The 12,020-nt window shown below is 55.3% G+C and carries 11 protein-coding genes; 10 read left to right on the forward strand and 1 reads right to left on the reverse strand.

Features of this window, described 5'->3' with window-relative positions:
- Positions 1–322 precede the first annotated feature (322 nt).
- Positions 323–1,462 carry a tRNA epoxyqueuosine(34) reductase QueG gene (gene queG / locus QLG09_RS17360; RefSeq protein ID WP_049023719.1) on the reverse strand — a complete coding sequence of 380 codons (1,140 nt, stop codon included), beginning with the start codon at positions 1,460–1,462 and terminating at the stop codon, positions 323–325.
- On the opposite strand from queG, the gene nnr reads away from it, so the two are divergent.
- The 10 genes from nnr to QLG09_RS17410 all read left to right on the forward strand — a co-directional run bounded on the left by nnr (position 1,461) and on the right by QLG09_RS17410 (position 11,936).
- Complete coding sequence (gene nnr, locus QLG09_RS17365) at positions 1,461–2,984, forward strand: bifunctional ADP-dependent NAD(P)H-hydrate dehydratase/NAD(P)H-hydrate epimerase (RefSeq protein ID WP_040018457.1); 1,524 nt, start codon at positions 1,461–1,463, stop codon at positions 2,982–2,984. The two genes, queG and nnr, sit on opposite strands and share 2 nt — an antisense overlap.
- Positions 2,977–3,438 carry a tRNA (adenosine(37)-N6)-threonylcarbamoyltransferase complex ATPase subunit type 1 TsaE gene (gene tsaE, locus QLG09_RS17370; RefSeq protein WP_020882947.1) on the forward strand — a complete coding sequence of 154 codons (462 nt, stop codon included), beginning with the start codon at positions 2,977–2,979 and terminating at the stop codon, positions 3,436–3,438. The genes nnr and tsaE overlap by 8 nt, the downstream gene beginning before the upstream one ends.
- Before the next feature lie 16 nt (positions 3,439–3,454).
- Entirely contained in the window at positions 3,455–4,792 is a 1,338-nt protein-coding gene (amiB, locus tag QLG09_RS17375) for an N-acetylmuramoyl-L-alanine amidase AmiB (RefSeq protein WP_014168308.1), read from the forward strand.
- Positions 4,793–4,801: 9 nt separating this feature from the next.
- Positions 4,802–6,646 (forward strand): DNA mismatch repair endonuclease MutL, encoded by a 1,845-nt coding sequence (gene mutL, locus QLG09_RS17380; RefSeq protein ID WP_025206257.1) that lies wholly within the window; start codon positions 4,802–4,804, stop codon positions 6,644–6,646.
- Positions 6,639–7,589 (forward strand): tRNA (adenosine(37)-N6)-dimethylallyltransferase MiaA, encoded by a 951-nt coding sequence (gene miaA, locus QLG09_RS17385; protein ID WP_282489204.1) that lies wholly within the window; start codon positions 6,639–6,641, stop codon positions 7,587–7,589. The genes mutL and miaA overlap by 8 nt, the downstream gene beginning before the upstream one ends.
- Positions 7,590–7,674: 85 nt before the next feature.
- Complete coding sequence (gene hfq, locus QLG09_RS17390) at positions 7,675–7,986, forward strand: RNA chaperone Hfq (RefSeq protein ID WP_014168311.1); 312 nt, start codon at positions 7,675–7,677, stop codon at positions 7,984–7,986.
- Between the two features lie 74 nt (positions 7,987–8,060).
- Positions 8,061–9,341 (forward strand): ribosome rescue GTPase HflX, encoded by a 1,281-nt coding sequence (gene hflX, locus QLG09_RS17395; protein WP_020882944.1) that lies wholly within the window; start codon positions 8,061–8,063, stop codon positions 9,339–9,341.
- 56 nt (positions 9,342–9,397) lie between these two features.
- Positions 9,398–10,660, forward strand: coding sequence for an FtsH protease activity modulator HflK (hflK, locus tag QLG09_RS17400; RefSeq protein ID WP_014168313.1), 1,263 nt, complete (start codon positions 9,398–9,400; stop codon positions 10,658–10,660).
- A gap of 2 nt (positions 10,661–10,662) precedes the next feature.
- A complete protein-coding gene (hflC, locus tag QLG09_RS17405) occupies positions 10,663–11,667 on the forward strand; it encodes a protease modulator HflC (RefSeq protein ID WP_014168314.1) in 1,005 nt (334 codons plus the stop codon).
- Between the two features lie 71 nt (positions 11,668–11,738).
- Positions 11,739–11,936, forward strand: a complete 198-nt coding sequence (locus QLG09_RS17410) for a DUF2065 domain-containing protein (RefSeq protein ID WP_014168315.1) — start codon at positions 11,739–11,741, stop codon at positions 11,934–11,936.
- Positions 11,937–12,020: the final 84 nt, after the last annotated feature.

The following is a 12,020-nucleotide window of genomic DNA, read 5'->3' on the forward strand; positions in this document are numbered from 1 at the left end:
GCACGACCTTGCCAAGGTCGGGGTCGCGAGTTCGAGTCTCGTTTCCCGCTCCAAATTCTTATCATCTCCAGATTATCCACAGCGGAATGCTTCGTTGGGGACATTTTCTATTGCATCTGAAATACTCTTGTGAACAGAGTTATCCACAGAAGCCCTACTCAATTACAGACCAGAAGAAAATTAGCAGGGTGAATAATATCTTCGTAACATACTGAATTTAATGAAGTAAATTTCATTTCAAAATGTTATTTAGATCACTTGACCTCATGGCCAGCCCCGATGGCGCTTGAGTTTTTATTTTTATTCACAGGCTGTGAATATATCAAGCATCCCGTACAAGCCCTTTTTCAATCACTCTCACCAGCCGTTGTTTCTTCGGCAGCTGCACCTCGACAACACAGGCATTACGCTTCTCGATTTGCTGCGCAATCGCCCATTCTATGTGTTCATCAAGAAGTGGGTGCTCACCTCTGCGACTTTCGAGCGCCTGAATATTGGCTTCATCCCAGGGCGCATTACCCAGCGCAACGGCGACATTTCGTAGCCAGCGCAGATGCCCAATACGCCGAATGGCGGATCCTTCGGTGACTTTCAGGAACCAGTCCTCACTCCAGGCGAAGAGATCGATAAGCTGAGGCGCATGAAGCGCTTTACGAGGACTGAAATCGTCTTCATCCGTAAGCTGCGAGTAACGATTCCAGGGGCAGATCAGCTGGCAGTCATCGCAGCCGTAGATACGGTTCCCGATGAGCGGACGGAATTCTTCCGGTATCGCCCCTTCGAGTTCAATGGTGAGATAGGAGATGCAGCGGCGCGCATCCACCGTATAAGGCTCAACGATGGCACCCGTCGGGCAAATGGTCATGCAGGCCACGCAGCGCCCGCAACCTTCCTCTACCGGACCATCTACCGGCAGCGGCAAATCTATGAGCAGTTCACCGAGGAAAAAGAACGATCCGGCGTCGCGGCTAAGGATAAGTGAGTGCTTACCTGTCCAGCCAAGCCCGGCTTTTTCTGCTATCGGGCGTTCAAGAACAGGCGCAGAGTCTACAAACGGTCTAAAATTCAGCGACACACAGTGCTGCTGAATAGTTTCCCCAAGTTTTTTTAAACGGTTACGCAGAAGCTTATGGTAATCACGGCCCAGGGCGTACCGGCTGACGTAACCGAGAGCGGGATTTTTTAACGTGCGAGCAAACGCCGCGTTGGCGGGCAGGTAGTTCATGCGTACGCTGATGACGCGTAATGTACCGGGTAACAGCTCGTGTGGGCGGGCACGCATCATGCCATGACGCGCCATCCACTCCATTTCGCCATGGTATTGTTTATCCAGCCATGCCTGCAGTTTCGGCTCGCTGGCGGAAAGGTCGGTATCGGTGATACCCACCTTCTGGAAGCCAAGCTCAGCACCCCACTGTTTAATTTTTTGCGCTAATTCATTGAGATCGAGGGGCTGTGACATGACGGACCATACTGTGAAGAAAAACCCCGAAAGTATACCACATTCCATCTGGCATGCGGATGACCTCCGGCACGCCGAAAAAGAGGCCGCAGACAGCCTCGGCATTACCCTGTATGAACTGATGCAACGCGCGGGCGAAGCGGCGTTTAACGTTACCCGCACGGCTTACCCTGAATCGTCGCATTGGCTGATTTTATGCGGACACGGCAATAACGGCGGTGACGGTTATGTCGTCGCCCGACTGGCGGTTGCCGCCGGGATCCACGTGACGTTGCTGGCGCTGGAGAGCGATAAACCGCTGCCAGAAGAGGCCAGTGCGGCGCGGGAAGCCTGGCTGAACGCGGGCGGTGTTATTCATGCCACCGATATCGTCTGGCCGGAAGAGATTGATGTGATTATTGATGGCCTGCTGGGCACCGGACTACGCAGTGCGCCGCGCGACCCGGTTGCCACCCTGATTGCACGTGCCAATGCCCACAGCGCGCCGGTGGTGGCCCTGGATATACCTTCTGGCCTGATGGCGCAAACCGGCACGACGCCGGGCGCGGTGATTCAGGCCGCGCACACCGTTGCCTTTATCGCCCTGAAACCGGGGCTGCTTACCGGTAAAGCGCGGGATGTCACGGGAACGTTGCACCATAACGCACTGGGGCTGGAGAGCTGGCTTGCCGGACAGGAAACCCACGTTTCGCGCGTTGATGCTTCGCTGCTGGCACAGTGGCTACCGCCGCGCCGCCCGACGTCCCATAAAGGCGATCACGGCAGGCTGGTGATCATTGGAGGTGACCACGGCACGGCGGGGGCTATCCGCATGACGGGGGAAGCGGCATTGCGTTGTGGTGCCGGTTTAGTGCGGGTGCTGACGCGCATCGAAAATAGTGCGCCAATTATTACGGCCCGTCCGGAGCTGATGGTGCATGAATTGACGCCGCAGTCGCTTGAAGAGAGTCTCGAATGGGCGGATGTCGTGGTCATTGGCCCGGGGCTTGGGCAGCAGGCCTGGGGGAAACAGGCCCTGCAGAAGGTCGAGAATTTTCGTAAACCGATGCTGTGGGATGCCGACGCGCTGAACCTTCTGGCAATCAATCCTGATAAGCGTCACAATCGCATTCTGACGCCGCACCCCGGCGAAGCCGCGCGCCTGCTTAACTGCAGCGTGGCAGAAATTGAAAGCGATCGCTTACTTTCTGCCCGGCGTCTGGTAAAACGTTACGGAGGTGTTGCCGTTCTGAAAGGGGCAGGAACCGTTGTCGCCAGCGACGAGGCACTGGGCATTGTCGATGCCGGAAATGCGGGCATGGCGAGCGGCGGAATGGGCGATGTGCTTTCCGGCATCATTGGCGCATTGCTTGGACAGAAACTTCCCCTTTATGATGCAGCCTGCGCTGGCTGTGTGGCCCATGGTGTCGCGGCGGATAAGCTGGCGGCACGTTACGGTACACGCGGAATGCTGGCCACCGATCTTTTTTGCACGCTACGGCGTGTTGTTAACCCGGATGTGATTGACGTAGAAAATGACTAATCGAGCGATTTCTTTACCTGATGAACAAGCCACTTTAGATCTTGGCAAACGCGTGGCACAGGCCTGTCAGGGGGCAACCGTCATTTATCTGTATGGTGATTTAGGTGCGGGTAAAACCACCTTCAGCCGGGGTTTTCTGCAGGCGTTAGGCCATAAAGGCAATGTGAAAAGCCCAACCTACACGCTGGTAGAACCGTACACCCTTGAAAATCTCATGGTGTACCACTTTGATTTATACCGCCTTGCGGATCCCGAGGAGCTGGAATTTATGGGGATCCGTGATTATTTTGCCAATGATGCCATCTGCCTGGTGGAGTGGCCGCAACAAGGTGCGGGTGTGTTGCCTGACCCGGATGTCGAAATTCACTTAGATTACCAGGCACAAGGGCGTGAGGCACGCATCAGTGCTGTTTCCTCATCAGGTAGTTCCTTACTGGCGCGTCTGGCCGGTTAAGCGTAGGGATGACGGGATGATTAGTCGCGTTAAAGGTTGGTTATTGGCTGCCACGGTGCTGCTGTGCGCGCAGGCCGGGGCGGCAAGCCTGTCGGATATTCAGGTGTCGAACGGCGAAAGCCAGGCCAGGATCACATTCAGCTTTATGGGCGATCCGGAATATGCTTTTTCACAGCCAGACAGCCACAGCGTGGCGCTGGATATCAAACAAACCGGGGTTATCCAGGGGTTACCGCTCCAGTTCAGCGGCAATAATCTGGTTAAAAGCATTCGTTCCGGCTCGCCAAAAGATAGCCAGTCATTGCGTCTGGTGGTCGACCTAACCGAAAAGGGTAAAACCAGAGCGGTTAAACAGCAAAACGGTGCGAATTATACGGTGGTCTTTACCATCAACGCTGACGCCCCTCCGCCGCCTCCGCCTCCACCTGTGGTGGCGAAACGCGTGGAAGAGCCGGTATATACCCCGCGCCCATCTGAACCGGCACGTAATCCGTTTAAAACGGACAGCGACCGCATTACCAGCGTTACCAGCAGCAATACCGTGACGCGGCCGGCGGCCAGCGCACGTCGCGCGGTCAGCGGTGATAAAGTGATTATCGCCATTGATGCGGGGCACGGCGGTCAGGATCCCGGCGCAATTGGCCCGGGCGGTACGCGGGAGAAAAATGTCACCATCGCGGTTGCCCGTAAGCTGCGGACGCTGTTAAACGACGATCCTATGTTTAAAGGCGTGCTGACGCGCGACGGCGATTACTTTATCTCGGTGATGGGCCGTTCGGATGTAGCACGTAAGCAAAATGCCAATTTCCTGGTGTCCATTCATGCGGATGCCGCGCCAAACCGTAACGCCACGGGAGCCTCAGTGTGGGTGCTGTCAAACCGTCGGGCGAACAGTGAAATGGCAAACTGGCTTGAAGAGCACGAGAAACAGTCCGAACTGTTAGGTGGAGCGGGTGATGTGCTGGCAAACAGCCAGGCCGATCCCTATCTCAGCCAGGCGGTGCTGGATTTACAATTCGGTCATTCCCAGCGCGTCGGGTATGATGTCGCCACAAATGTATTGAACCAGCTGCAGGGCATCGGGTCATTGCACAAGCGCCGTCCGGAGCATGCGAGCCTTGGCGTTCTGCGATCGCCGGATATTCCATCGATTCTGGTGGAAACAGGCTTTATCAGTAATAACGCTGAAGAACGCCTGCTGGGCAGCGACAGCTATCAGCAGCAAATTGCCGAAGCGATCTATAACGGTCTGCGTAAATACTTTGATGCGCATCCGCTGCAGTCCGCGCCACAGGGCGGTGCCGCCCAGACGGCCAGCGCAGCGCAGCCAGGTGAGATGACCGCGACCAATTAAGGAGAATTCATGCCGATTCAGGTTCTACCGCCGCAGCTCGCGAACCAAATCGCCGCCGGTGAGGTGGTGGAGCGCCCTGCATCGGTGGTGAAGGAGCTGGTAGAAAACAGCCTTGATGCGGGGGCCACCCGCATTGATATTGATATCGAACGCGGCGGCGCAAAGCTGATTCGCATTCGTGACAACGGCTGTGGAATTAAAAAAGACGAGCTGGCGTTAGCGCTGGCGCGTCATGCCACCAGTAAAATTGCCTCTCTTGATGACCTGGAAGCGATCATCAGCCTCGGTTTTCGCGGGGAAGCGCTGGCCAGTATCAGCTCCGTTTCCCGTCTCACGCTCACCTCCCGTACCGCTGAACAGCAGGAAGCCTGGCAGGCGTACGCCGAAGGGCGTGATATGGACGTGACGATTAAACCAGCGGCGCACCCGGTCGGTACGACGCTGGAAGTGCTGGATCTGTTTTATAACACCCCCGCCCGACGCAAGTTTATGCGTACCGAAAAAACCGAGTTTGGGCATATCGATGAGATCATTCGTCGCATTGCCCTGGCGCGGTTTGACGTGACCATTAACCTTAGCCATAACGGCAAAGTCATGCGCCAGTACCGCGCTGTGGCGGAAGGTGGGCAGAAAGAGCGCCGCTTGGGCGCTATCTGCGGCGTACCCTTCCTCGAGCACGCGCTGGCCATTGAGTGGCAGCATGGCGATCTGGCCATGCGCGGCTGGGTGGCTGACCCCAACGCGAGCAGCGCCGCCTTCGCTGAGATCCAGTATTGCTACGTGAACGGCCGCATGATGCGTGACCGCCTCATCAACCACGCCATTCGTCAGGCCTGTGAAGATAAACTGGGCGCAGATCAGCAACCGGCGTTTGTGCTCTATCTAGAAATCGATCCACACCAGGTGGACGTTAACGTCCATCCTGCCAAGCATGAAGTGCGGTTCCACCAGTCACGTCTGGTGCATGATTTTATCTATCAGGGCGTGCTGAGCGTATTGCAACAGCAGGCTGAACCGACGCTGCCGCTGGAAAAAGAAGAACCCGCCCCGCGCGCGTTTCCGGAAAACCGTGTTGCAGCGGGCCGGAACCATTTTGCTGAACCTGCCGTGGCGCGTGAGCCGGATGCCCCGCGTTTCTCTGCTGCGGGTAGCACACCGCGCCCAACGGGAGCGAACTATCCCAACGCCCAACCTGGCTATCAAAAACAGCAGGGAGCGTTGTACCGGAAATTGCTGGAAACTCCCGCGGTGGAGCGCAAAGCGCCTGTCGCGGTGCCAGCGCCTTCGCTGGATGGCCACAGCCAGAGTTTTGGCCGGGTTCTGACGATTATCGCACCGGATATGGCGCTGCTGGAGCGCGAAGGCCACGTGATGCTTCTGGCATTGCCGGTGGCGGAACGCTGGCTTAAACAAGTGCAGCTTACTCCGGGTGAAAACGCGGCCTGTGCACAACCGTTGCTGATCCCCGTTCGGCTAAAAATATCCCCTGAAGAAACAGGGGTACTGCGTCGCGCAGAGGCCCTGTTGGCGCAGATGGGCATTGAAATGGTGCTCGAACCGCAACATGTGACCATTCGCGCAGTGCCTTTACCCTTACGCCAACAAAATTTACAAAACTTGATTCCTGAACTGATAGGCTACCTGGCGCAGCAAACGTCGTTTGATGCCGCCAACACCGCGCAGTGGATCGCCCGCCATCTGGCAAGCGAACATGCGCCGTGGAGTATGGCGCAGGCCATTAGCGTGCTGGCGGAGGTTGAACGCCTTTGTCCGCATCTGGTGAAGACACCGCCAGGTGGGTTATTACAACCTGTTGATTTACAAACGGCGATGAATGCCCTGAAACATGATTGACGTAAGCAAGGCGAGCCTGCCAAAGGCGATTTTTTTAATGGGCCCTACGGCCTCCGGCAAAACGGCACTGGCCATTGAGTTGCGTAAAGTTTTGCCTGTAGAGTTGATTAGTGTCGATTCTGCCCTTATCTACCGAGGGATGGACATCGGCACGGCGAAGCCTGACGCAGACGAACTGCGTGCGGCACCGCATCGTTTGCTGGATATTCTCGACCCGTCTCAGGCATACTCCGCAGCGGATTTCCGCCGCGATGCGTTAGCTGAGATGGCCGAGATAACGGCGGCGGGACGTATACCGCTGTTGGTTGGCGGAACCATGCTTTATTTCAAGGCGTTGCTGGAGGGTCTTTCACCTCTGCCATCAGCGGATCCGGAAGTAAGAGCAAAAATTGAGCAGCAGGCGGCAGAGCAGGGATGGGACGTTTTGCATAAGCAACTGGCCGAGATTGACCCGGTTGCCGCAGCACGGATCCATCCAAATGATCCGCAAAGGCTTTCCCGGGCACTGGAAGTTTTTTTCATTTCGGGTAAAACTTTAACGGAACTGACGCAAACGTCAGGAGACGCTCTGCCGTATCAGGTGCATCAGTTCGCCATCGCCCCGGCGAGCCGTGAACTGCTCCATCAACGAATTGAGCAGCGTTTTCATCAGATGTTAGCTTCAGATTTTGAAGCAGAAGTGCGGGCGCTATTTGCCCGTGGAGATTTGCATACGGATATGCCTTCCGTTCGTTGTGTGGGATACCGCCAGATGTGGTCATATCTTGAAGGCGAGATTTCATATGATGAAATGGTTTATCGAGGTGTTTGCGCCACGAGACAGTTAGCGAAGCGCCAGATCACCTGGTTGCGCGGTTGGGACGGTGTTCACTGGTTAGACAGTGAAAAACCGCAACAGGCGTTAAACGAAGTGATTGAGGTTGTTGGTGATATCGCTCACTGAATGTGTACAATTGAGTCGTATCGTGCGCAATTTTTCAGAATCGCAAGGTTCTAAGTACAAAACAAGCATATAAGGAAAAGATAGAATGGCTAAGGGGCAATCTTTACAAGATCCGTTCCTGAACGCATTGCGTCGGGAACGTGTTCCAGTTTCTATTTATTTGGTGAATGGTATTAAGCTGCAAGGTCAGATTGAATCTTTCGATCAGTTCGTGATCCTGTTGAAAAACACGGTCAGTCAGATGGTCTATAAGCACGCTATTTCTACAGTTGTTCCGTCTCGTCCGGTATCCCATCACAGCAATAACACTGGCGGCGGCACGGGTAGTAACTACCATCATGGCAGCAGCGCGCAGGGTTCTTCTTCTCCTGCGCAGGACAGCGAAGATACCGAATAAGGTTTCGGGCTGTTATCCACACGGGGAGCCAGGGATCCTGCGTTCCCCGCTGATCTTTTTTGAGGAATTTACGCTTGTTTGACCGTTATGATGCCGGTGAGCAGGCGGTGCTGGTACACATCTATTTTACGCAAGACAAAGATATGGAAGACCTCCAAGAGTTTGAATCTCTGGTCTCTTCCGCCGGTGTCGAAGCAATGCAGGTGATTACCGGTAGCCGTAAAGCGCCGCACCCAAAGTATTTTGTTGGTGAAGGTAAAGCAGTTGAAATTGCGGATGCCGTAAAAGCAACCGGCGCGTCAGTCGTGTTGTTTGATCATGCGCTGTCTCCGGCTCAGGAACGTAACCTGGAACGTCTTTGCGAATGCCGTGTTATCGATCGCACGGGTTTGATTTTAGATATTTTCGCTCAACGTGCGCGTACTCACGAAGGTAAGCTGCAGGTTGAGCTGGCGCAGTTGCGCCATCTGGCAACGCGGCTTGTGCGTGGCTGGACCCACCTTGAAAGACAAAAGGGCGGGATTGGTTTGCGCGGTCCGGGTGAGACCCAGCTTGAAACCGACCGCCGTCTGTTGCGTGGCCGTATTACCCAGATCCTTTCACGTCTGGAACGCGTTGAAAAACAGCGTGAGCAAGGACGTCGGGCGCGATCGAAAGCTGACATCCCGACGGTGTCGCTGGTGGGGTATACCAACGCCGGTAAATCCACCCTGTTTAACCAGATTACTGAGGCCCAGGTTTATGCCGCAGACCAGCTGTTTGCGACCCTGGACCCCACATTGCGTCGTATTGACGTCGCCGACGTCGGTGAAACGGTGCTGGCGGATACCGTAGGGTTTATCCGTCACCTGCCGCATGACCTGGTGGCTGCGTTTAAAGCCACCCTGCAGGAGACGCGTCAGGCGACCCTGCTGCTGCACGTCATTGATGCTGCAGACGTTCGCTTGCAGGAGAACATCGACGCGGTAAACGTGGTGCTCGACGAGATCGACGCCGACGACATCCCAACGCTGTTGGTGATGAACAAGATCGATATGCTGGAGGATTTTGAGCCGCGTATCGACCGAGATGAAGAGAACAAACCGATTCGGGTCTGGCTTTCCGCTCAGACCGGTATTGGTGTGCCACTGCTTTTCCAGGCTTTGACAGAACGTCTTTCCGGTGAGGTAGCCCAGCACACGCTGCGATTGCCGCCACAGGAAGGCAGGCTGCGCAGCCGGTTTTATCAGCTTCAGGCGATAGAAAAAGAGTGGATGGAGGATGACGGCAGCGTGGGGATGCAGGTGCGTTTGCCGATCGTTGACTGGCGTCGCCTCTGTAAACAAGAACCTGCGCTGGTCGACTATATCGTCTGATCAGAAAGGGGATGCCTGAATAATTCGCCCTTGCATAACAAATATGGAGCATATACATGGCGTGGAATCAGCCCGGTAATAACGGACAAGACCGCGACCCGTGGGGAAGCAGCAATAATCAAGGCGGCAACTCTGGGGGAAATGGCAACAAAGGTGGTCGCGAGCAGGGGCCGCCGGATCTGGATGATATCTTCCGCAAGCTAAGCAAGAAGCTTGGTGGTCTTGGCGGAGGTAAAGGTTCTGGCTCTGGTGGGGGTTCCACTCAGGGGCCGCGCCCGCAGTTAGGGGGCCGCGTGGTGGGCATTGTTGCCGCTGCCGTGGTGATCATCTGGGCTGCCAGCGGGTTCTACACCATTAAAGAAGCGGAACGCGGTGTGGTCACCCGTTTCGGGAAGTTCAGCCATCTGGTTGAGCCAGGTCTGAACTGGAAACCGACTTTCATTGACGACGTGACCGCGGTGAACGTGGAGTCTGTCCGTGAACTGGCGGCATCCGGCGTGATGCTGACCTCCGACGAGAACGTTGTGCGCGTTGAGATGAACGTCCAGTACCGCGTCACCGATCCGCAGCACTACCTGTTTAGCGTGACCAGTGCAGATGACAGTCTGCGTCAGGCCACAGACAGTGCGCTGCGCGGTGTGATCGGTAAATACACCATGGACCGCATTCTGACCGAAGGTCGTACCGTTATTCGTAGCGATACCCAGCGTGAGCTGGAGGAGACCATTCGCCCGTACAACATGGGTATCACCCTGCTGGACGTCAACTTCCAGGCTGCTCGTCCGCCGGAAGAGGTGAAGGCCGCGTTTGATGACGCCATTGCCGCCCGTGAAAACGAACAACAGTACATCCGTGAAGCGGAAGCGTACACCAACGAAGTTCAGCCACGTGCTAACGGTCAGGCGCAGCGTATTCTTGAAGAAGCGCGTGCGTATAAAACCCAGACCGTCCTGGAAGCTCAGGGTGAAGTGGCGCGCTTCGCGAAGATTTTGCCAGAATATAAAGCGGCTCCGGAGATTACCCGTGAACGTCTTTATATTGAGACCATGGAAAAAGTGCTGAGCCATACGCGTAAGGTACTGGTTAACGACAGCAAAGGTGGAAACCTGATGGTACTGCCGTTGGATCAGATGCTGAAAGGCGGTTCGGCGCCGGCGGCAAAGGCGGATACCAGCGGTGCCAACAACCTGCTGCGTCTGCCACCTGCGGCATCCGGTAGCTCAAGCGCCACAACCACGCCTTCTTCGAACGATGGTGACATTATGGACCAACGCCGTGCTAACGCGCAGCGTAACGACTACCAGCGTCAGGGGGAATAAGGATGCGTAAGTCAGTTATTGCGATCATCATCATCGTATTGGTCGTGCTTTATACCTCTATCTTTGTGGTGAAAGAGGGCGAGCGTGGAATTACCCTGCGTTTTGGTAAAGTTCTGCGCGACAGCGAGAACAAGCCGCTGGTGTTTGAGCCGGGCCTGCACTTTAAAATGCCACTGATTGAATCGGTGAAAACGCTCGACGCCCGTATCCAGACCATGGATAACCAGGCCGACCGTTTCGTGACCAAAGAGAAGAAAGACCTGATCGTTGATTCCTATATCAAATGGCGTATCAGTGATTTCAGCCGCTACTACCTGGCAACGGGCGGTGGCGACGTTTCTCAGGCGGAAGTGCTGTTGAAACGTAAGTTCTCTGACCGTCTGCGCTCTGAGATTGGTCGTCTGGATGTGAAAGACATTGTCACCGACTCCCGTGGTCGTCTGACGCTGGAAGTGCGTGATGCGCTGAACTCCGGTTCTGCAGGAACCGAAGACGAAGTCACCACCCCGGCAGCGGATGATGCCATTGCCAAAGCGGCAGAACGCGTTCAGGCTGAAACCAACGGCAAAGTGCCGGTGATCAACCCGAACAGTATGGCTGCTCTGGGTATCGAAGTGGTCGACGTCCGTATCAAGCAGATCAACCTGCCAGCGGAAGTGTCCGAGGCGATTTACAACCGTATGCGCGCCGAGCGTGAAGCGGTAGCACGTCGTCATCGTTCACAAGGTCAGGAAGAGGCGGAGAAACTGCGTGCGGCAGCGGATTACGAAGTGACCAAGACGCTGGCAGAATCTGAGCGTCAGGGCCGTATTCTGCGCGGTGAAGGGGATGCCGAAGCGGCAAAACTGTTTGCCGATGCCTTCAGCCAGGATCCCGACTTCTACGCCTTTATCCGTAGCCTGCGTGCTTACGAGAACAGCTTCCAGAGCAACCAGGATGTGATGGTGCTCAGCCCGGACAGCGATTTCTTCCGTTACATGAAGACGCCGGCTAACGCAACGCGATAAACTCAGGCCAGTTTGAGTATTCAAACCACCGCTCTCAACGGAGCGGTGGTTTTCTTTTATAAGGATGAAAAATGAATTCAACGATTTGGCTTGCGCTGGCCCTGGTTCTGGTGCTGGAAGGCCTTGGACCGATGCTTTATCCGCGTGCATGGCGTCGGATGATAGCCTCTCTGAGCCAGTTGCCGGATAATATTTTGCGTCGATTTGGGGGCGGACTTGTGGTTGCCGGCATCGTTATCTACTACATGTTGAGGAAAACGATTGGCTGATCAAAAAGTAATCTGGTTTGGCGTATTTTGAGGTCAAAAAGTGCTGTATATCTGAAAAAGCGATGGTAGAATCCATTTTTAAGC

The organism is Enterobacter sp. V89_11 (genome assembly GCF_029967775.1).
In the GTDB taxonomy this organism is placed as follows: domain Bacteria; phylum Pseudomonadota; class Gammaproteobacteria; order Enterobacterales; family Enterobacteriaceae; genus Enterobacter; species Enterobacter ludwigii.